Here is a 19,059-nt window from a genome sequence, read left to right as displayed (position 1 = left end):
CGGCCCACGGATTCAAGCCGGAGTGAGGGCACACCGAGCCTAAGCGAGGTGCCGAGTGGTGGGGCAAGGGCGTTTTGCTTACTTTGCCGCTTTTGCAAAGTGAGCCGCCGTCAGGGCGGAACCCTAAGTGGCCTTTACCGCAGCAAGGGATATGTACACAATCCAACTGTGTTGACTGCCAGGACGCCTTCGCGAGCAAGCCCGCTCCCACAGGTTGATCGTGGGGTGCCAGGTAGATAGTTGGCGGCTGTCAGGCCACCATCGCAGGCAAGCCAGCTCCCACAGTTGGATCAGCGTCAACCGCTAGTTCATCCAATTCCCGCCATCAACGTTATAGGTCTGGGCCACCACATAGTCGGCCTCCGTCGACGCCAGGAAGATCGCCATGCCGGTCAGGTCTTGCGCCGTGCCCATCCGCCCAAACGGCACCTCATCGCCTACACGCTTTTTCTTCTCGCCAGGCGCCAGCCCTTCATGCCTGGCGAACAACGCATCCACCCCATCCCAATGCTCGCCGTCCACCACACCGGGGGCGATGGCATTCACGTTGATGCCCTGCTTGATCAGGCTCAACCCCGCCGATTGCGTCAGGCTGATCACCGCCGCCTTGGTCGCACAATAAACCGCCACCAAGGGTTCGCCCCGCCGCCCAGCCTGGCTGGCCATGTTGATGATCTTGCCGCCATGCCCCTGGCTGATCATCTGTCGGGCTGCGGCCTGCAGGGTGAACAAGGTGCCGGCAACGTTGATCGAAAACAGCCGTTCAAAGCTGTCACGGGTGATGTCGACGATGGGGGCCAGGTCGAACAAGGCGGCGTTGTTGATCAGGATATCGAGCTTGCCGGCGTGGCTCACCACTGTGGCGATGGCTGCGTCGATGGAGGCTTGGTCGGTGACGTCCATCGCCACGGCGTAAGCCTGGGGGCCCAGTTCGGCGGCAGTGGCCTGGGCCCTTTGCAGGTTGATGTCAGCAATGGCCACCGTGGCGCCTTCAGCGATGTAAGCCTGGGCAAACGCACGGCCAATACCCCGCGCCGATCCGGTGATCAGCGCGCTTTTGCCTTCGAGTCGTTTCATGGGAGGGTCCTGTAAAGGTTATTGCCGGTAGCCGGTGAGTGCCGCCGAGAACAGCTTGCCGACCTTTGTTGTTGAGCTTCGATTACAGCAGCTTGGCCTGCCATCTCACAAACGACTGGCGAAGGCTCGGCTGATACTTTTTTAACCGCAGGCATAGGATCAAAAAAGTATCAGCTTCAGGCGAAACCGGGGCTAGCGCACCGATTGCCAGTGCGGGTATTTTGGGGCGATTGCACCCTCACAAGAGGCAGCACCATGCCCATCAGCCCCGCCACCCTGTTCGAGCACCGCCCTGCGGAACTTGAGGTGATCCTGCCCGAACCGGAACATGGCTTTCGCTGGTTCGAACATGACTATCCCTATGAATTGGCGCGCTGGAACCATCACCCTGAATTCGAAATACACCTGATCCGCCAAGGCAGCGGCAAGTTGGTGGCGGGCGACTATATCGGTGCGTTCGGCGCCGGGCATGTGGCACTGATCGGCCCTGGCCTCCCCCACGACTGGATCGGCGACCTGGCCTCCGGCGAACACCTGCACGGGCGCGATGTGGTGCTGCAATTCGACGGCGCCGCCCTCCTCGCCCTGCGCACCACCCTGCCTGAGCTCGGTGATTTACAGCCACTGTTTGAACGGGCGCGCCGGGGCATCGAATTCACCGGCGAGACCGCATCGGGGGCGGCACGGCTGATGGAGGCCATCGGCAGCGCCCAGGGCTTGCAACGCCTGACCCTGTTCCTGCAACTGCTCGACACCCTGAAGAATGCTCCGCCTTCACAGGCCAAAACCCTGGCCAGCCCTTGCTACGCACCCACTTTGGACGCGCGCAGTGCCCAACGCATCAACAAGGCGTTTGACTACCTGATGCGGGAGCTGACCGGCGATGTACGCCTGTCGGACATCGCCCGGCAACTGGACATGAGCGAACCGGGCTTTTCGCGGTTTTTCAAACGCAACACCGGTCACGGTTTTATCGACCTGATGCGCAAGTTCCGCGTGCAGCGTGCCTGCCGCTTGCTGTTGCACAGCCAGATGTCAGTGGCGGACATCTGCTTTGAGGTGGGCTACGCCAACCTGTCGAATTTCAACCGCCACTTTCGTATCGAAATGCACCAGACGCCGAGTGAGTACCGGCGGCAGGCCGCACTTCAAGTATTCAACTGAGCCAGTGCCTTCTGTGCCAGGCGAGCAACCTGCAACTCATTCATGGCACGCTCGCGCTCCTGGTCTTCCAGAAACCAGGCGGCGGACAACCCGGCATGAGCCACTACCCATTGCAACAATCGCGGACGCGAGAGGCTGGCCGCCTGGGCGATAACCTCGACCTGGCGGCTGAAACGCAGCGGGTCGCTACTGGTCGGCAAATCCGGGTTGCAGATCAAATTAGCGTAATCGTAACCGCGCTCGCCCATCACCCGCTTGGGATCAATCGCCAGCCAGCCCCGCGGGCCAAAGTCGAGGATATTGTCGTGATGGCAATCACCGTGCAGTACCACCACCTCCTGTTGCGCAGCCAGCAATGTGCGGGCCATCGTCGCGCAGTCGCGTAAGTCGCCGCCCTCCTGGTCGGCGGCGTGCCACAAGGAACTGAACCACTCATCCAGCCCAACCAACCCTTCAGGCGGCGACGCACGAGGCGCATGCAGTCGGGCCAGGGTGGCGCAGGCTATCTGGCTGGCTTCATCGTCCTGGCCATTGAGGGCCATGCGCATCAAGGAACCTGGCCCCGTGGCGCGCTCCATCAACACGGCGGTGTGGTCATGGGCGAATACGCGTGCCGCGCCGTCACCTGCCCACCAGCTCAACAGGCGGCCGCCGAGTTTTTCTTCAGGGGTATGGGCAATTTTCAGCATCGCCGGCACGCCTTGCCAGCGCACCGGCAAGAGGTGGCTGCCCGGTGTGACGATAGGCTCTCCATCGGCACTCAGGTTCCAGGCACGCAGGTAGTGTTCGAACATCGGGTTCCTCCACAGGGTTGGCGCGTCAGGATGACAGAAAACCCACTGTTTTCCTGACCAAAGCGTCGGCAAATTCGTCTTTTTTCTAAACAGTTCAAGCCATTGAGCCAAGTTGGTACAGCCTGTGCAAACGTTTGCGGAACGAACTTGACCGCCAAGTTCACTCCTACCCGTCTGATCGGGCTTAAACCGCGTAAGAATAAGGACTTTCAATGCACCCCACCTCAAAGCCTCGCGCTTGTCTTGGCGCTTCTTTGCTACTGGCCGCCGTTACGGGAGTACTCAGTGCACCCATTTTGGCGCAGGAAAAGCCCGTGGATGACTCAGCACAGGGCGAAACCCTCAGCCCTGAAGCCAACCCCCCGGCGAAAAAAGGCGTCTATTTGTCCGAGTGGTTCAACCAGGACCTTACGCTGATCGGCAGCAAAGACATCAGTTTCGGCCCCAAGCCCCAGGATGACGTCTACCTGGAATACGAGTACTTCGGGCGCAAAGGCCCCTTTGAGTTGTACGGCTATATCGATGTGCCGAAGATCCTCACCATCGGTAACAGTAATGACAAAGGCGTGTGGGACCATGGCTCGCCGGTGTTCATGGAGCATGAACCGCGGATCTCCATCGACTACCTCGCAGGACGCAGCCTGGCGATCGGCCCGTTCAAGGAATGGTATGTGGCCTTCGACTGGATCTACGACCACGGCAGCCGCAAGGAAAACCGCGCCAACACCCTGTACAGCGGCCTGGGCACCGATATCGACACCCACTCGCGGGTCAACCTGTCGGCCAACTTCTACGGGCGCTACCAGTGGGAAAACTACGGCGCCAGCAATGAGTATTCCTGGGACGGCTACCGGGCGCAGATGAAGTACATCGTACCCATAGGCAAGTTCGACAACGGCGCCTCGCTGACCTACATCGGTTTTACCAACTACGATTTTGGCTCGGACCTGCACAAGGACAACCCGGCGCGCACCGCCAACTCCCTGGTGGCCACCAACGTGTTGCTGTACTCGTTTACCCACCTGCGCTTTACCCTGGTCGGCCGTTACTTTCATAACGGCGGCAACTGGGAGGACGGCAGCGAGTTGAATTTCGGCGAAGGCAACTTCCGCGCACGCTCCGACGGCTGGGGTTACTACGCCGGCGTGGGCTACCAATTCTGATCAAGGAGCTGTAGATGAACGCATTGACCCGTATCTCGCTGGCCGCAGGCCTGGCCCTATTGCCCCACGTGGTGCTGGCGGATAACCCGACGCCGATCAAACCCAAGGTGATGCTGATCACCATGTTCGCCCCCGAGGCGCAAACCTGGATCGACCGCCTGGCCCTCAAACAAGAAGTGCGCGTACCGGGCCTGTCCGCCGAATACCCGGTAATTCGCTGCAACGCCCAGGACGTGTGCCTGTTGGTGACGGGCATGGGCCAGACCAACGCGGCCGCGTCCACCCTGGCGCTGGCACTGTCGCCCAAGTTCGACCTGCGCCAGAGTTACTTCCTGGTCGCCGGGATCGCCGGCATCAACCCCAAGCACGGCACCATCGGCACCGCCGCCTGGGCTCATTACCTGGTGGAGTTCGGCACGCAGTGGGAGCTGGATTCACGGGATGCACCCAAGGACTGGCCGACGGGCTATATCGGGATCAACACCAAGGGCCCCAACGAAAAACCCCCGCTGGACTACAAGACCGAAGTGTTTGAGCTCAACCAAAAGCTGCAAGCCAAGGCGTTTGCCTTGTCGCACAAGGTGGAACTGACAGAAAGCAAAGAGTCCGCCGCCTGGCGCAAACACTACCCCGCCGCCCCCGCCAACCAGCCGCCGCAAGTCACGCGTTGCGACACCCTGGCGGGCAACACCTGGTTTTCCGGTACCCGGTTGAGCGAACGTGCCGAAGTCTGGACCCAGTTGCTCACCGACAACAAAGGCGAATACTGCACCACCCAACAAGAGGACAACTCCACCTACGAAGCGCTGCTGCGCGCCAGCCGCGAAGGCTTGCTGGATATCCAGCGCCTGGCCGTGGTACGCGCCGGCTCCGACTTTGACCGGCCTTATCCGGGCTACAGCGAAGTGGACAACCTGCTCAAGTATGCCGACCAGGGTGGGTTTGTACCGGCGCTGGAAAACCTGTATCGCACGGGTAATCCGTTGGTGCAGGCGATTGTGAAGAACTGGTCGGCTTGGGAAAAAGGCGTTCCCGAGGTCGAGTGAAGATGATCGTTCCCACGCTCTGCGTGGGAATGCCGCTTTTGACGCTCTGCGTCCGCTTTGAACGTTTGGCGCAGAGCGCCGCTGGATGCATTCCCACGCGGAGCGTGGGAACGATCAGGGTAGGAAAATGATTTTGTCGGGGCTGCCGCTGTTCACTTCTGCATAGCACTGAACCCCGTCCACCAACGCCACTTCACGCAACCCCGTAGGCAGCGGCAACAGGCCTTCATCAAAGAAGCGCCCAAACGCCTCCAACATCACCGCGCATTGTTCGCAGCTATAGAGCAACGAGTTAACCCCCACCACCGAACCACCCTTGCGGTACAGCGCCAGGGCCGGTAACTGCACGTGGCCGTCAACCGGGGCGGCGATGATGGCGATGCGGCCGAACGGTGCCAGCCCTGCCACCGCGGCAGGCAGCCAGAAACCGGTGGTGTCAAAGATCACGTCGGCGCCGCCCTTGAACACAGCCTGCACTTGCGCGCCCAGAGCCTCTGGCTTGCCCAAGGCAATCGCGTCCAACCCTTGAGCCTGCAACAACTCGAGCTGATCGGCCTTGCGCACAGCCGCCAGCACCTGCGCGCCGCGTATCTTCGCCAACGCCAGCGCCGCACTGCCGACCGCACCGTTGGCGCCAATCACCAGCAAGCGCGTGCCCTGGCCAACGCCACTGCGTTCCAGGGCATCCCAGGCGGTGGTATAGGGCACGCCGAGGCTGGCCGCCTGGGCAAAGCTCAAATGCGCGGGTTTGTGCGCCACGCCCTTGGCGGATACGCGCAGGTATTGGGCATGGGAACCGTCAGCGAAAAAACCCAGGTCGCGACCGGTGCCCCAGACTGCCTGGCCGAGCAGTGCCTGCGGGCCCTCCACCACCACGCCGGCAAAATCACGCCCTGGGATGCGTGGCAGCGTGGTGTAGGGGAAGCGGCCAAGCACGTTTTTCACGTCGCTGGGGTTCAGGCCCGCAGCGTTAATCTGCACCAGCACTTCGCCGGCAGACGGCACCGGCACGGGCACCTCCACCAGGCTCAGGTGGGCGAGGTCGCCGGTGGCGGTAAATTGCAGTGCGTTCATCGAGGGCATCCGTCGAAGGGAAAAGGGATCAGGACAACCAACCACTGACCAACTGTCGCGCCATGGGCCAGAGCTTTTCACCGAGCAGCATGCCCATCAGGCCGACCAGTGCGATAGCGGGCGGTGCCGGTGAGCGGAAGTCCAGCACGCCGTAGATCACGCCGACAAACAGGCCGATGGCCAAGGAAATCAAATAGCTCATGAAGGCTGCGCCCGGTGGATTGATGGGCTCAGTCTAGGGCGCGCCTACCGTGGGTATCGGCCAAGTGCTTCAGGATTTCGGCCAACTCCGGTACTGCGACGGCGACACGCCCAGTTCGCGTCGGAACATGTCGCTGAAGCTGCTGGGCGAGTAACCCAGGGTGCGCGCTATGCCGCTCACCGACTGGCCTTGGATCAACTCCGCAGCCGCCGTGGCCAACTGCACCTGACGGCGCCACTGGGCAAACCCCATACCCAGGTGCTGCTGGAACAACCGCGCCAGGGTACGCACGCTGGCGCCCGCCGCCTCGGCGTGCTGCTCGAACGGGATGTCCAGGGAGGGCGACGCCATGACCGCCTGGCACGCATTGATCAGCCGACGATCCGCCGCCACCGGCATGGCAATGCGAATAGACGAGCGACGTGCGCGTTGCAACTCCAGCAGGGCCAGGCCTACGACAGCCTTGTAGTAGGCCGCATCGCCGTGATCGCCCTGCTCCACCAATGTCACGATCAACTCCCGCAACAAACGGCCCACTTCGATCACCTGCACCTGGCTGTCCAGCGTCGCCGCCAACGCCGGGCGCAGGTAGATATTGCGCATTTGCAAATCGGAGACCACGCGGATCCCGTGCTCCACCCCCGGCGGCAACCACACCGCGCGCTGGGGCGGCACCACCAGGGCCTCATGGGGCGTCTCGACCCACATCACCCCGCTCATGGCGTAGAGCAGTTGACCCCAATCGTGACTGTGCGGCTCTACGTACAACCCACGCGGGTAGGTACGCGCCAACGGTTGCACGGGAACGGCGTGATCAGTGAGGTCGGGAGGCGCGGCCAGGGCCATGGCGGGTACACATCAATCAAGGACGGGCGACCATGGTAAAGACTGGTCGCCTGCAAACGAACTGTTTTTACTCATCCTGCAGGCACCGGGTGCCCGGGCCTGCAGGTCAATCCTGTCAACCGTGGGCCGACTTGGCGCATTCGCAGCCCGTCGCTGCGGCGCATGGCTCACCGTGCGCATGGTGCTCGGCACAGCCCTGGCAGCAATAGCCCTTGCCGTCTTTCATGATTGCGTCAGCGCCCAATACACATTTGCAGTGAGGGCAAGCACAGGTTTGATCTGGCATGGTCAGACTCCTTTTTCATGGTCGTCCGATGCAGCGAGCGCCGCACCTTAAGCAGTGACCTTGGGCAAGCAAGCATGGTTCAGCGCCGTCAGTCGGCCCGGCGGCTATTGCTGCGGTACATGAACACCAACGCCAGGGCGAGCAACAGCATGGCGAGGATACGGCTGCCCGACAGCTCGATCGCCGGGTTGCCCAGCCAGCCAAAGTTGTCGATCAACATGCCCATGCCCAATTGCCCGACGATCACCGCCACCGTGGCGACGGCCGTGCCGACCACAGGTACCGCGCCGACCATCACCATCATGTACACCACGCCAAACAGGGCACCGGTCAATTGCCACTTGGGCACCTCCAGCAGGCTGACGGCCTGGGCCGGCTCGAAGAAAAATATCAACAGCGCCGTGGTCAGCGCGCCCACCGCGAAGGTCAACAGACTGCTGCGCAACACCCCCACAGTCTGGCCCAGACGCCCATTGATAGCGGCCTGCACACTCAGCACCGCACCCGCTGCAATCACCAGCACCAACAACATAAACAGATTCATCGCCTTAACCTCGTGCAATCAGAATCAATGCCGCCACAATCAACGCCAACGCGATCCAGCGCTCACCATTGACCCGTTTGCGCGCCGTGCCGAACCAGCCGAAGTGGTCGATCAACACGCTCTTGCCCACCTGGCCCGAGAGGATCGCGATCATGGTCATCGCGATACCGATATGCGGTGTGGCCAGGGTTAGCACCACCACGTACATCGGCCCCAGAAACCCGCCGATCAGCTGCCAGCGCGGCAACTGCGTGAATGCCGGGCCCTTTTGCGGGCCGCTGAACAGCAGCAGTAAAAACAAAATCGCCGTGCCAACGCCGAAGATGCTCAACGTCGCCCACAAATGCCCGACCTGCGCGCCCAATGGCCCGAGCAACCCGGCCTCCACCGACAGGCCCATGCCCGCCAGAATTACCAACGGCAACAGCAGCAGCCGTAGAAGGTTATTGCTCGGCCTGGCCTGCGCCAGCCCCTCGGTAGAACGTGCCTGCATACATCACCCGCGTATCAAGAAAGAAAAACATGGCGCGTATTATCCGGTGGCCGTGCTGTGCGATAAATGGGAGCATGCGTACAACACCTTTGCGCAAAACGCACAGCCTGGAGAGATGATGCAGGGCTTGAATGAACTGAGTTTCAAGGCGCTACGCCTGTTTGTGGCCGTGCTGGACCAGGGCAGCTTTTCTGAAGTGGCCCGCCGCGAAGGCCTGGCGCCCTCCTCCATTTCGCGGCAGATCCAACTGATGGAACAGGCCGTCGGCCAGCAATTGCTCTATCGCCATACGCGCGCCGTCAGCCCCACCGAAGCCGGCCGCCTGTTGGGCCGTCACGCACGCTTGCTACTCGAGCAGTTGGAGACGGCGAACCAGGCCCTGCAGGAGCAAGACAGCGAACCCAGCGGCCTGGTGCGCATCAACGCGCCCATGGTGTTCGGCCAGCGCCACCTTTCACCCTGGCTGGGAGCGCTGTGCCGGCGCTACCCGAAGTTGCAGCTGGATATCCAGCAGACCGACACCTTCGTCGACCCGCTGCAAGATGGCACCGACCTGCTGTTTCGCATCGGCGTGCTCAACGACTCGGGCATGCAGGCGCGCATCTTCGCGCCGCAACGCTTTCGCATCGCGGCCAGCCCTGCCTACCTGGCCCAGCACGGCACGCCGCGCCACCCCGACGAACTGGCGCACCACCACTGCCTGGCCTACAAAGGTATCACCGGCCAGGAGCGCTGGTTCTTCCGCCGCGGCCAAGGCGACTGGACACCCTACAGCGTCAGCGGCCCCATCACCGGCAACCACGCCGACACCCTCACCCACGCCGCCGAACAAGGCCTGGGCCTGGTGGTATTTCCGTCCTGGCTGATTGGCGAAAGCCTGCGCGCCGGTACCTTGCAGGCGGTGCTCGGCGAATACGAAGTGGCGACAACCCTGGAGCCCCAACAGATCGCCGCGTTGTGGCCGGGCAGCCGCAGGCTCTCGCTGAAGGTGCGCACGGTGATCGACTATTTCGTGGAGTGTTTTGGGACGGTGCCGTATTGGGATCGGTGACGGAGGTTGGCGCTGCTGAACGGCGCCAGTGAAGGAATATTCCTAGTAGGGAAAGTAGGCTCGTTCTGATTTTGGGGGCCAGTATTTCTGGGGACGGTGCGCTGGGGCAGACTTTGGCAACGTCCACTACCGAGATACCGACATGAACGCTACGTGTTCGACACTGACTGTCTCACTCAGCCAAGCAAAAGCCGATTTTTTGAAATTGGCTCATCAGGCCAGCACTGGCCAGGTGATAACTATCACCAGAAATGGAGTGGCATTTGTCCAGCTTTTGGCTGTGCGAAAGGCTCCTCAACGCCGGATAGGAGCGATGAAAGGGAAACTGATTATTCCTGATGACTTTGATACACCGCTTCCTGACAGCCTGCTTCGGGAGTTTGAGAAAAAGAGCACATGACTCAACCCTAGCTCAGAACAACCACTGCCCAATCAACCAAGCATTCGCCCCACTGATGACCGCGAACAGAAACCACGCCAGCAGCCGTGTGGGTAGCCGGTTGACGAACGGCCCCATCAGTTGCTTGTCGCCGGTCATGCGGATCAACGGGTACAACGCAAAGGGCAACTGCAGGCTCAGTACCACCTGGCTGAGAATCAGCAGCTTGCCGATGGCATCGTCGCCCATCAGCCATACCCCCAGGAACGCCGGGATCAGCGCCAGCCCACGGGTAATCAGGCGGCGCTGCCAGCAGGGTATGCGCAGGTTCAGGTAACCCTCCATGATCACTTGCCCGGCAATGGTGCCGGTAAAGGTCGAACTCTGGCCCGAAGCCAACAAGGCGATACCGAAAAGGATGCTGGCGAAAGCACCGCCGACCAAGGGGTCGAGCAGGTGATAGGCGTCCTGGATTTCCACCACATCGGTATGGCCGGTCTTGTAGAAAGCAGCTGCGGCCAGCACCAGAATCGCGGCGTTGACCAACAGCGCCAAGGCCAGGGAGCCGATGGTGTCGATACGCGCCAGCTTGACCGCGTCCTGCTTGCTCGCCAGGTCCTTGCCGATCAGGCGGGTCTGCACGATAGAGGTGTGCAGGTAGAGGTTATGGGGCATGACCGTAGCGCCGAGGATGCCGATGGCCAGGTACAACGGCGCCGCATCGCTGATGGCCGACAGTGACGGGGTGAACCCGCTGAGCACATCCGGCCAATAGGGTTTGATCAGCACCAGCTCGATGAAAAAACACACGCCGATGGTGGCGACCAGCGCCAGCATGATCGCTTCAAGGCGGCGAAAACCACGATTTTGCAGGGCCAGGATCAACAGCGTGTCGAATGCCGTGATGACAATGCCGGTGGTCAGCGACACGCCGAGCAACAGGTGAAACGCCAGGGCGCAGCCGAGCACTTCGGCAAGGTCGGTGGCGATGATGGAGATTTCCGCCAACACCCACTGGGTGCGAGCAGAACGCTGGCTGTAGCGCTCACGGCACAGTTGCGCCAGGTCCTTGCCGGTGGCGATGCCCAGCCTTGAACACAGGCATTGCACCGCCATCCCCGCCAGGCTGGCCAGCAGCACCACAAACAACAGGCTATAGCCGTAGCGTGAACCGGCTTCAATGGCCGTTGCCCAGTTGCCGGGGTCCATGTAGCCGATGGAGATCAACAGGCCGGGGCCAGCGAACATCAACACCCGTTTAAAAAACGAGGCCTTGGGATCAACAGCGACAGAGCCGGCCACTTCCGGCGGGCAAAACGGAGCGGTAGCGATTTTTGGCAGGCTGAATTTCACGCGGTATTCCAGGCAAATACACAAGACTTGGGCAGCAGCTTATCAGTCGGTGGCGACCGTGCGCATCACCGTCTCCCGTGGCAGGTCAAACGCTTCCACCACTTGCACCACCAGATCCAGCTCCTGGTTAAGCGCCTCGCGCTCCATGCGCTGACGAATCACGCCGATCACCAATACCGCCAAGGTGGTGATCGAATACGCCGGGCCGGAAAACGCCCGAACACCGCTGACCAGCAACATCGCCGCAGCCAGCGCCTGGCCCACCACCGGAATCGCCGTCGCCGCACCGCGCCGCAGGATAAACCCGGTGAGCCCGGCCAACGCCGTGCCGCTCAAAGCTGCGGTAGCCGAACGGCCCACATCCAAGCGGTTGAACAACCCCTGCTCTTTTTGTGCAGCGGCCTGGAGCTCGGCCTCGAACGCCTGACGATCAGCGCGGCTGAGTTTGTCCTTGTACTGCTCGATCAGTGTTTCTGCGACCTGCCCTTCGATCTCTGCCAGCGCCACATGCTCAAGTGGTTGGTCGAACTTGATGCCCAGGCGTTGCGCCACGTCTTCGGCAATCTGGCGATAGCCCACGCCATGGCCACGGGCCAGGTTCATGAAGCTGTCGCCGCCCATGCGCTGCAACTCAATGGCCAGTTTCAACGGTTCGCGCACACTGGCATCAATCGCGGCACTGCGCTTTTGCGCCATCAGTTCGGCAAGAAACTTCAGCTCCTCCGGCCGCGCTTGTACCAATGCCGGGTACAGGTCCACGTCCGCTTCGGCAAACCGCACGTCACTGCTGCGCGAGTCCACACGGATCATGCCGCGCCGCTCCTGCAGCAGGTCGGTGTACTGCACCACCGTCTTCAACTGCGGCCAATAGGCGGCATGATCGAAGCTGGCCAGGTGCACATTGGTCACCTTGGCCTTGAGGGCCGGCGTCACGTCAATCGCATAGCGGCCAATGCAACGCTCGGTATCGGGCTTCATGGCCAGCGCCCAGTCCTTGCTCGAATGGCAGTTGATCAACCGCCCCTTGAGCGGCGCCGACACCTTGTCCCAGGGGCTCGAGGTACAGATCGCGCCGCCCATCAACAACAGGTTATTCAACGGCAGTTCGCGAGCGATCTCGGGGCTGGCCAGCAGGCTCTTGACCAGAATGCGCGCGCCCAGGGAATGGCCGATCAGGTTGATGCGTCGAACCGGCAGCGACTGGTGGTGCAGGTAACCGGCCAATTCTGGCAACAAGGTCTTGGCCACTTCATCCACCCGCGCCTCGACGCTTTTGTAATGGTCAAGGAAATAGGCAATGGCCTTGCCCACGCCCACCGTCGCCGCGCCCAGGCCGCCACCGCCGAGCAATGAGGCGAGCACGTCCTTGAACGGTGCAAACAGGTTTTCCAGAAAATGCCCCGCCGGCCAGAACAGCATCAGGTTGGTCGAGCCTTCGATAGCCGCCAACTGTTGCTTGAAATTGCCCAGTTGCTGGCGGTTGAAGAACGCAGAGTAACCGTGAACATAGAGATTGAGCACATCCCCCTGGGGCTCGCCACACAGGACGAACGTGGGCTTGCGGGTGCGGTGCATTTCATCCCACTGGTGTTGCATAGAGCGGCGACTCCGGGTGACGGGATGGCGATAGTAACAAACAGAGGCGATCAGAAAGGTGAATCCTGACCGACGTTTGCATAAGGGCCTGGCCAAAACAGTATTCAACCAAGACCAAACACTGCGCGACTGCTTAAACTGACTGGCGGGACATGGTAAAACAGGGCCCAGCCCCTTCACCGGAGACCGCCACCATGACAGGCAAACTTGAACAACCCGAGCAATTGAGCGTGGTCATGGGCGCAAACTTCTGCACCTTGAGCCAAATTGAGCAACTGACCAGCGCATGACCGCACTCTCCCCGCTTGGCCAACCCCGCACTCTGGTGTTCCTGACCTACCCGCACATGGGCCTGCTCGACCTGACCGGCGCGCAAACGGTGTTCTGGGCCGCGACCAAGGCCATGGCCGAGCGCGGTTTGCAAGGTTATGTGTTGCACAACGCCAGCCTGGCGGGCGGGCTGATGCCGACCGCCGAGGGCTTGAGCGTCGACACCGTCGCCTTGGCACAGTTTGACCCCGCTGCCATCGACACCCTGGTGGTACCCGGCGCGCCGGCCATTGAGCAAGCCATGCTGGAAAATACCGCGCTGGTGGACTGGTTGCGCAACGCCTCCGGCCAGGCGCGACGGACCGCCTCGGTGTGCAGCGGCACGTTTTTGCTGGCGCTGGCGGGCTTGCTGGAGAGGCGCCGCGCGGCAACGCATTGGGCCATGTGCGAGCTGCTCAAGCAACGTTTCCCGAGCATCGAGGTGGACGTGGACGCGATCTTCGTGCAGCAAGGCCAGGTGTGGACCTCGGCGGGCGTCAGCGCCGGGATCGACCTGGCGCTCGCGCTGGTGGAGGCTGACTGCGGGCGCGAAGTGGCGCTGCAAGTGGCACGCGAATTGGTGGTGTTCCTCAAGCGCCCCGGTGGCCAGGCGCAGTTCAGCCAGGTGCTGCAAGCGCAAACCGCCGACAGCGCCAGCTTTGATGCGCTGCATGCGTGGATCAGCGACAACCTGCGCGACAGCGACCTCAGCGTCGAGCGCCTGGCCGCGCAGAGCCATATGAGCCCACGCAACTTTGCCCGGGTCTATAAGCAAAAAACCGGTCGCACCCCGGCCAAGGCCATCGAACTGTTTCGCATGGAAGCGGCGCGCCGCATGCTCGAAGACTCCCAGCGCAGCATCGACCAGATCGCCGGGCTTTGCGGGTTTGGCGATGAGGAACGCATGCGCTGCACCTTCCACCGCCACCTGGCCATCTCACCCCGCGACTACCGCGAGCGCTTTTCCCGCTAGGCCGGCAGAGGTGGCAGTCATCCAGGGTTATATGTCCTTTCGGACAGGCCCTGCTGCTTTTACAGTGATCCGGCAATGCCTTGCGGCTTATCTGGTCTCTGGAGCAACCCCATGAAACAACATATTCTGATCATTGGCGCCGGGTTCGGTGGCGTGTGGAGCGCCTTGAGCGCGGCTCGGCTACTGGATAAACACGACCGCAACGATGTGCGCATCAGCCTGCTCGCACCCCAAGCGGAGCTGCGTATCCGCCCGCGGTTCTACGAGCCCGATGTACATACCATGCTGGCCCCGCTTGATGCGCTGTTCGACGCCGTAGGCGTGACCTTTGTGCAAGGCACCGCCGACAGCATCGACGCCACTAATAAGCAAGTGACCTACCGCAACGCGGCCGGCATCCCGGCCACCCTCGCCTACGATCGCCTGGTAGTGGCCGCCGGCAGCCGCTTGAACCGCCCCGGCATGGACGGCATCGAGCATGTGTTCGATGTGGATCAGATCGAAGACGCCGCGCGCCTTGAGGCCCATATCAAGGCCCTCAAAAATCTGCCCGACAGCCCGGCCCGCAATACCGTGGTGGTGGCCGGCGGCGGCTTTACCGGTATCGAGACCGCCACCGAAATGCCGACGCGCCTGCGGGAGGCGCTGGGTGAAACGGCCAACATCCGTGTGATCGTGGTAGACCGCGGGCCACAGATTGCCGCGTCGATGGGCGATGGTATACGCCCTTCGATCATCGAAGCCAGCCAGGCACTGGGGCTTGAATGGATACTGAACACCTCGGTCGCCTCGGTGGACGCCGGTGGCGTGACCCTGGCGGATGGGCAGCGGATTGAATCAAGCACCGTGATCTGGACCATCGGCTTTCGTGCCAACCCGCTGACCGAACAGGTGAGTGCCACCCGCGATCCCCAGGGCCGCCTGCACGTGGACGCCAACCTCAAGGTCAAGGGCCAGGCCGCCATCTTTGCCGCCGGCGACGTGGCCTACGCCGCCACAGACGAGCTGGGCAACTTCGCTGCCATGTCCTGCCAGCACGCCATCGCCCTGGGCCGCTACGCCGGCAACAACGTCGCCGCCGATCTGATCGGCGTAGCCCCCATGGCCTACAGCCAACCCAAATACGTCACCTGCCTCGACCTCGGCGCCTGGGGCGCGGTGTACACCGAAGGCTGGGACCGTCAGCTTAAGCTGGTGGGCCAGGAAGCCAAGGACCTCAAACAGCAGATCAATAGCGTGTGGATCTACCCACCGGCGGCGGATAGAAAGGTGGCGTTGGCGGCGGCGGATCCGTTGATCCCGGTGGCGTAGGATCGAAGGCAAGCCTCAATGCCAGTCAGTTAAGCGAACACAATGCTCAAGGCAATGAAGATCAACTGTGGGAGCTGGCTTGCCTGCGAAAGCGGTAGTGCAGTAACAGATGCAGTGACTGACACTCCGCCTTCGCGAGCAAGCCCGCACACAGTTTGATCGCGGAGCATCAGGTAGGTATGTGTCGTTTATCGGACCGCCATCGCAGCATAGGTATCTACACAACTTTGTGGGCTGTAGCAGCAGACGGTAACCACGATGCGAAGCGAGTCGCTCTTGATCTGCTTGTGATCTTGATCTCAGGCGCCCCGTTAAACCACGCTGGCCGGAATTCGACAGGGATTTGGGGGGTAAACCGGCAGGGATGCCGGTTTAGCCGCCCCGCGCCATGGATGGCGCGTGGCGGCGGCCCCCCAAATCACTGGCGGATTATGGGCACACCGAGCCTAAGCGAGTTGCCGAGTGGTGGGGCAAGAGCGTTTTGCTTACTTTTGCGCTTTTCAAAAGTGAGCCGCTGTCAGAGCGGAACCCTAAGTGGCCGTTACCGCAGGAATGGATATGTAGCCGGTATAACTGTGTCGACTGGTAGGCCGCCATCGCAGGCAAGCCAGCTCCCACATTTAGCCTGCAGTTATCCGGATCAGCTTGGCGTCGGGGCACCACCCTGCCCAAACCGCCGAATCGCCAGGCAATACCCCACCAACGCCAACCCCGCCAGCAAACCGCCCGCCGCGCCGATCCAGGCGAAGCCGAAGTGGCTGCCCACCCAACTGCCCATCAACGCGCCACCGCCGATGCCGATGTTGTAGATCCCGGAAAACATCGCCATGGCCACATCGGTGGCGTCCGGTGCCAGCACCAGCACCTTGGACTGCATGGCCAGGCCAAAGCCCATGATCGCCATGCCCCAGAAAATGCTCAGCCCCACGAGGTAAGACTCGGCGCCGCTCAACGGCAGCATCAGCGCCAGGCACGCGGCCAGGATAGACACCGCTCCGATCACAAACAGGTGGGGGTTGAAGCGATGCACCAGGCTGAACAGCAACGAGCCGATGATGCCAGCACCACCGAACACCAGCAGGATCAGGGTCACAGCACTGCCGCCCAGGCCGGCGACGCCTTCGACGAAGGGTTCGATGTAGCTGTAGGCGGTGAATTGGGCAGTGACGGTCATCGCCGTCAGCACGTAGAGCGCCACCAGCGCCGGACGCTTGAACAACAGCGGCAGGCTGCGCAGGGAGCCGGAGTTCTGGCTGGGCAGCAGCGGCAAGGTGCGCGCCAGCCAGAACACCAGCGCGGCGGCGAACGCGGCGATCACCAAAAAGGTAGTGCGCCAACCCATGGCCTCGCCCAACAGGCGGCCCAAGGGAATGCCCAGCACCATCGCCAGGGATGTGCCGGTGGCCAGCAAGCCAAGGGCCTGCACCTGCTTGCCCTCTGGCGCCAGGCGTACAGCCAGGGAAGCCGTGATCGACCAGAACAACGCATGGGCCAGGGCGATGCCGACCCGACTGACCATCAGCAAGCCGAAACTGGTGGCGACGCTGGAGAGGATATGGCTGGCGATAAACAGACCGAACAGCACGATCAGCAATTTGCGCCGTTCGACGTTGCGGGTCAGCAGCATCACTGGCAGCGAGGTCAGCGACACGATCCACGCATAAATGGTGAGCATCAGGCCGACGCTGGCCACGGGCATGTCAAAGCTGGCGCCGATGGCGCTGAGCAGCCCGACGGGGACGAATTCGGTGGTATTGAACACAAACGCGGCCAGCGCGAGGGCGATGACCGGTTGCCAGTTGGCTTGGGGGGTTGCGGCTGAAAGGCTCATTGACGGGCGCGGTACTCTGACGATGATCAAGCGGCCACCCAGGACAAGCGCCGCCGCCGAGCATTCTATAGGTTTCTCGCACCGCTGTTGCTGCGGATCGTCGCCCGAAGGCCTACGGCGAAGTCATGGTAATGATGTAGTTGCCTGACTGGATGAGCTTGCCGGCGCGGTCTACCAACACGTAACGCTGATCGTAATAGCGCCCCTCGCCGCTGTCCGCCACCAGCCGCACATGGGGTGCGTCGACACTGACCACCGGCGCGACACTGCGCACCTCGATGCGGCTACCACGAGTGGATTGGGCACAGCCGCGCAGTTCCATCACCGAACCGCTGCGCGCATTTGTCGCACACCCTGACTCGACAATCGCGCCGCTGAACCTGATGGTGCCCTGCCCCACGGTTTGTGCGGCGCCGCAGGTACTTGCCCACAGCCCCAGAAGGCCAGTCATTACCGCTACACGATGAACGTTCATGCCGACACTCCTTCTTGGGTTAGTTAAGAAGTAAGTCGTCGGCACGCCGGTTAACTTGAGCTTATTTACCCGCGAATGAGAGGTGCGTCACGGATCCACCTGCCCCATCAACTCAGGAATGCTCTCCGGCCGCTGGGCATAGCGTTGGGCCAACGCCGCGCAGACCATCAACTGGATCTGGTGAAACAGCATCAACGGCAGGATCAACACGCCCATGCTCGCCCCGGCAAACAGCACCTGTGCCATCGGCACGCCCGTCGCCAGGCTTTTCTTCGAACCACAGAACAAGATGGTGATGCGGTCCTCCTGGTTAAAGCCAAACGCCTTGCCCAGCACCGTGGATGCCACCAGCACCAGGGCCAGCAGCACGCAGCAGGCCACCACCAAGCCGCCCAATTCCCACAGCGGGATCTGGTGCCAGATGCCTTCGTTGACCGCCTCGCTGAAAGCCCCGTAGACCACCAGCAGAATCGAACCTTGATCGACAAATTTGAGCCAGGCTTTGTTACGTCCGACCCAGCCACCGATCCAGCGGCTGGCGATCTGCCCGGCAATGAACGGCAGCAACAACTGCACGCTGATTTTAACAATCGCATCCACTGTGGAGCCGCCATCTCCGTGCACGTTGAGCAGCAGCGCTACCAGCAGCGGTGTCAGGAAGATACCGAACAGGCTGGACGCCGCCGCGCTGCAGATAGCCGCAGGGATATTGCCGCGGGCCAGGGACGTAAAGGCAATCGCCGATTGCACGGTGGCCGGCAAGGCGCAGAGGTAGAGCATGCCCATATACAGCTCGTTGCCGATCAACGGCGACAGCAGCGGCTTGAGCGCCAGGCCCAGCAGCGGGAACAGCACGAAGGTCAGGCTGAACACCAGCAGATGCAGGCGCCAGTGGCCGGCACCGGCGACGATGGCCTTGCGCGACAGCTTGGCGCCATGCAGGAAAAACAGCAGCGCGATGGCCAGGTTGGTGACCCAGCCGAACGCCACGGCAGTCTGGCCGCTGGCGGGCAGCAGTGAGGCGAGGATCACGGTGGCGATCAGGGTGAGGGTGAAGTTGTCGGGCAGAAACCGGGGCCGGGTCATAAGCAA

20 protein-coding genes are annotated in these 19,059 nt (G+C 62.0%); 7 read left to right on the top strand and 13 right to left on the bottom strand.

What is annotated here, in order from left to right; all coding sequences use genetic code 11:
* Positions 1 to 303: 303 nt before the first annotated feature.
* Positions 304 to 1,077 carry an L-iditol 2-dehydrogenase gene (locus CRN80_RS21820; RefSeq protein WP_098951084.1) on the bottom strand — a complete coding sequence of 258 codons (774 nt, stop codon included), beginning with the start codon at positions 1,075 to 1,077 and terminating at the stop codon, positions 304 to 306.
* 255 nt (positions 1,078 to 1,332) lie between these two features.
* On the opposite strand from CRN80_RS21820, the gene CRN80_RS21815 reads away from it, so the two are divergent.
* Positions 1,333 to 2,241: an AraC family transcriptional regulator gene (locus CRN80_RS21815; RefSeq protein WP_098951082.1), complete on the top strand. Its 909-nt coding sequence runs from the start codon at positions 1,333 to 1,335 to the stop codon at positions 2,239 to 2,241.
* Here CRN80_RS21815 and CRN80_RS21810 read toward each other — a convergent pair.
* Positions 2,226 to 3,035 carry an aminoglycoside phosphotransferase family protein gene (locus CRN80_RS21810; protein WP_098951080.1) on the bottom strand — a complete coding sequence of 270 codons (810 nt, stop codon included), beginning with the start codon at positions 3,033 to 3,035 and terminating at the stop codon, positions 2,226 to 2,228. The genes CRN80_RS21815 and CRN80_RS21810 overlap by 16 nt on opposite strands.
* A gap of 212 nt (positions 3,036 to 3,247) precedes the next feature.
* Here CRN80_RS21810 and CRN80_RS21805 point away from each other — a divergent pair, with 212 nt between their 5' ends.
* Positions 3,248 to 4,198, top strand: a complete 951-nt coding sequence (locus CRN80_RS21805) for a nucleoside-specific channel-forming protein Tsx (protein ID WP_098951078.1) — start codon at positions 3,248 to 3,250, stop codon at positions 4,196 to 4,198.
* Positions 4,199 to 4,212: 14 nt separating this feature from the next.
* Complete coding sequence (locus CRN80_RS21800; RefSeq protein ID WP_098951077.1) at positions 4,213 to 5,244, top strand: purine nucleoside permease; 1,032 nt, start codon at positions 4,213 to 4,215, stop codon at positions 5,242 to 5,244.
* A gap of 114 nt (positions 5,245 to 5,358) precedes the next feature.
* Here CRN80_RS21800 and CRN80_RS21795 read toward each other — a convergent pair whose 3' ends face one another.
* The 6 genes from CRN80_RS21795 to CRN80_RS21770 all read right to left on the bottom strand — a co-directional run bounded on the left by CRN80_RS21795 (position 5,359) and on the right by CRN80_RS21770 (position 8,689).
* Entirely contained in the window at positions 5,359 to 6,318 is a 960-nt protein-coding gene (locus CRN80_RS21795; protein ID WP_098951075.1) for a zinc-binding alcohol dehydrogenase family protein, read from the bottom strand.
* A gap of 28 nt (positions 6,319 to 6,346) precedes the next feature.
* Positions 6,347 to 6,520 carry a DUF1427 family protein gene (locus CRN80_RS21790; protein WP_080751109.1) on the bottom strand — a complete coding sequence of 58 codons (174 nt, stop codon included), beginning with the start codon at positions 6,518 to 6,520 and terminating at the stop codon, positions 6,347 to 6,349.
* A 69-nt stretch (positions 6,521 to 6,589) separates the two neighbouring features.
* Complete coding sequence (locus CRN80_RS21785; RefSeq protein ID WP_098951074.1) at positions 6,590 to 7,366, bottom strand: helix-turn-helix transcriptional regulator; 777 nt, start codon at positions 7,364 to 7,366, stop codon at positions 6,590 to 6,592.
* Positions 7,367 to 7,481: 115 nt separating this feature from the next.
* Positions 7,482 to 7,652 (bottom strand): putative metallothionein, encoded by a 171-nt coding sequence (locus CRN80_RS21780; protein WP_019816816.1) that lies wholly within the window; start codon positions 7,650 to 7,652, stop codon positions 7,482 to 7,484.
* 88 nt (positions 7,653 to 7,740) lie between these two features.
* Positions 7,741 to 8,196 (bottom strand): DMT family transporter, encoded by a 456-nt coding sequence (locus CRN80_RS21775; RefSeq protein WP_044274535.1) that lies wholly within the window; start codon positions 8,194 to 8,196, stop codon positions 7,741 to 7,743.
* Between the two features lie 4 nt (positions 8,197 to 8,200).
* Entirely contained in the window at positions 8,201 to 8,689 is a 489-nt protein-coding gene (locus CRN80_RS21770; protein ID WP_032896751.1) for a DMT family transporter, read from the bottom strand.
* Between the two features lie 118 nt (positions 8,690 to 8,807).
* Here CRN80_RS21770 and CRN80_RS21765 point away from each other — a divergent pair, with 118 nt between their 5' ends.
* Positions 8,808 to 9,740 (top strand): LysR family transcriptional regulator, encoded by a 933-nt coding sequence (locus tag CRN80_RS21765; protein ID WP_098951072.1) that lies wholly within the window; start codon positions 8,808 to 8,810, stop codon positions 9,738 to 9,740.
* Between the two features lie 142 nt (positions 9,741 to 9,882).
* Positions 9,883 to 10,140, top strand: a complete 258-nt coding sequence (locus tag CRN80_RS21760) for a type II toxin-antitoxin system Phd/YefM family antitoxin (protein ID WP_032896748.1) — start codon at positions 9,883 to 9,885, stop codon at positions 10,138 to 10,140.
* 12 nt (positions 10,141 to 10,152) lie between these two features.
* Here the strand turns inward: CRN80_RS21760 and CRN80_RS21755 are convergent, their stop codons facing one another.
* The gene (locus tag CRN80_RS21755; RefSeq protein ID WP_003191984.1) at positions 10,153 to 11,472 is read right to left on the bottom strand and encodes an Nramp family divalent metal transporter; all 1,320 of its coding nucleotides are present in this window, start codon (positions 11,470 to 11,472) and stop codon (positions 10,153 to 10,155) included.
* Between the two features lie 42 nt (positions 11,473 to 11,514).
* Complete coding sequence (locus CRN80_RS21750) at positions 11,515 to 13,068, bottom strand: DUF726 domain-containing protein (protein WP_098951070.1); 1,554 nt, start codon at positions 13,066 to 13,068, stop codon at positions 11,515 to 11,517.
* A gap of 286 nt (positions 13,069 to 13,354) precedes the next feature.
* On the opposite strand from CRN80_RS21750, the gene CRN80_RS21745 reads away from it, so the two are divergent.
* Together CRN80_RS21745 and CRN80_RS21740 are read left to right on the top strand one after the other, a co-directional pair.
* Positions 13,355 to 14,350: a GlxA family transcriptional regulator gene (locus tag CRN80_RS21745; protein ID WP_098951068.1), complete on the top strand. Its 996-nt coding sequence runs from the start codon at positions 13,355 to 13,357 to the stop codon at positions 14,348 to 14,350.
* A 111-nt stretch (positions 14,351 to 14,461) separates the two neighbouring features.
* Positions 14,462 to 15,661 (top strand): NAD(P)/FAD-dependent oxidoreductase, encoded by a 1,200-nt coding sequence (locus tag CRN80_RS21740; RefSeq protein ID WP_098951066.1) that lies wholly within the window; start codon positions 14,462 to 14,464, stop codon positions 15,659 to 15,661.
* A gap of 640 nt (positions 15,662 to 16,301) precedes the next feature.
* Here CRN80_RS21740 and CRN80_RS21730 read toward each other — a convergent pair.
* The 3 genes from CRN80_RS21730 to CRN80_RS21720 form a co-directional block, all read right to left on the bottom strand.
* Entirely contained in the window at positions 16,302 to 17,492 is a 1,191-nt protein-coding gene (locus CRN80_RS21730; RefSeq protein ID WP_078467624.1) for a sugar transporter, read from the bottom strand.
* A 112-nt stretch (positions 17,493 to 17,604) separates the two neighbouring features.
* A complete protein-coding gene (locus CRN80_RS21725; protein WP_032896739.1) occupies positions 17,605 to 17,967 on the bottom strand; it encodes a type 1 fimbrial protein in 363 nt (120 codons plus the stop codon).
* An 87-nt stretch (positions 17,968 to 18,054) separates the two neighbouring features.
* Positions 18,055 to 19,053, bottom strand: coding sequence for a bile acid:sodium symporter family protein (locus CRN80_RS21720; protein WP_098951063.1), 999 nt, complete (start codon positions 19,051 to 19,053; stop codon positions 18,055 to 18,057).
* Positions 19,054 to 19,059: the final 6 nt, after the last annotated feature.

The sequence above is a fragment of the Pseudomonas sp. FDAARGOS_380 genome (genome assembly GCF_002591235.1).
In the GTDB taxonomy this organism is placed as follows: Bacteria; Pseudomonadota; Gammaproteobacteria; order Pseudomonadales; family Pseudomonadaceae; genus Aquipseudomonas; species Aquipseudomonas salmasensis.
Note: the sequence above shows the minus strand (reverse complement) of the source record. Positions and strands in the feature narration are given on the sequence as shown.

Coding starts and splice junctions, on each gene's coding strand:
- CRN80_RS21820 (WP_098951084.1), bottom strand. CDS start 1,077: ATGAAACGACTCGAAGGCAAAAGCGCGCTGATCACCGGATCGGCGCGG.
- CRN80_RS21815 (WP_098951082.1), top strand. CDS start 1,333: ATGCCCATCAGCCCCGCCACCCTGTTCGAGCACCGCCCTGCGGAACTT.
- CRN80_RS21810 (WP_098951080.1), bottom strand. CDS start 3,035: ATGTTCGAACACTACCTGCGTGCCTGGAACCTGAGTGCCGATGGAGAG.
- CRN80_RS21805 (WP_098951078.1), top strand. CDS start 3,248: ATGCACCCCACCTCAAAGCCTCGCGCTTGTCTTGGCGCTTCTTTGCTA.
- CRN80_RS21800 (WP_098951077.1), top strand. CDS start 4,213: ATGAACGCATTGACCCGTATCTCGCTGGCCGCAGGCCTGGCCCTATTG.
- CRN80_RS21795 (WP_098951075.1), bottom strand. CDS start 6,318: ATGAACGCACTGCAATTTACCGCCACCGGCGACCTCGCCCACCTGAGC.
- CRN80_RS21790 (WP_080751109.1), bottom strand. CDS start 6,520: ATGAGCTATTTGATTTCCTTGGCCATCGGCCTGTTTGTCGGCGTGATC.
- CRN80_RS21785 (WP_098951074.1), bottom strand. CDS start 7,366: ATGGCCCTGGCCGCGCCTCCCGACCTCACTGATCACGCCGTTCCCGTG.
- CRN80_RS21780 (WP_019816816.1), bottom strand. CDS start 7,652: ATGCCAGATCAAACCTGTGCTTGCCCTCACTGCAAATGTGTATTGGGC.
- CRN80_RS21775 (WP_044274535.1), bottom strand. CDS start 8,196: ATGAATCTGTTTATGTTGTTGGTGCTGGTGATTGCAGCGGGTGCGGTG.
- CRN80_RS21770 (WP_032896751.1), bottom strand. CDS start 8,689: ATGCAGGCACGTTCTACCGAGGGGCTGGCGCAGGCCAGGCCGAGCAAT.
- CRN80_RS21765 (WP_098951072.1), top strand. CDS start 8,808: ATGCAGGGCTTGAATGAACTGAGTTTCAAGGCGCTACGCCTGTTTGTG.
- CRN80_RS21760 (WP_032896748.1), top strand. CDS start 9,883: ATGAACGCTACGTGTTCGACACTGACTGTCTCACTCAGCCAAGCAAAA.
- CRN80_RS21750 (WP_098951070.1), bottom strand. CDS start 13,068: ATGCAACACCAGTGGGATGAAATGCACCGCACCCGCAAGCCCACGTTC.
- CRN80_RS21745 (WP_098951068.1), top strand. CDS start 13,355: ATGACCGCACTCTCCCCGCTTGGCCAACCCCGCACTCTGGTGTTCCTG.
- CRN80_RS21740 (WP_098951066.1), top strand. CDS start 14,462: ATGAAACAACATATTCTGATCATTGGCGCCGGGTTCGGTGGCGTGTGG.
- CRN80_RS21730 (WP_078467624.1), bottom strand. CDS start 17,492: ATGAGCCTTTCAGCCGCAACCCCCCAAGCCAACTGGCAACCGGTCATC.
- CRN80_RS21725 (WP_032896739.1), bottom strand. CDS start 17,967: ATGAACGTTCATCGTGTAGCGGTAATGACTGGCCTTCTGGGGCTGTGG.
- CRN80_RS21720 (WP_098951063.1), bottom strand. CDS start 19,053: ATGACCCGGCCCCGGTTTCTGCCCGACAACTTCACCCTCACCCTGATC.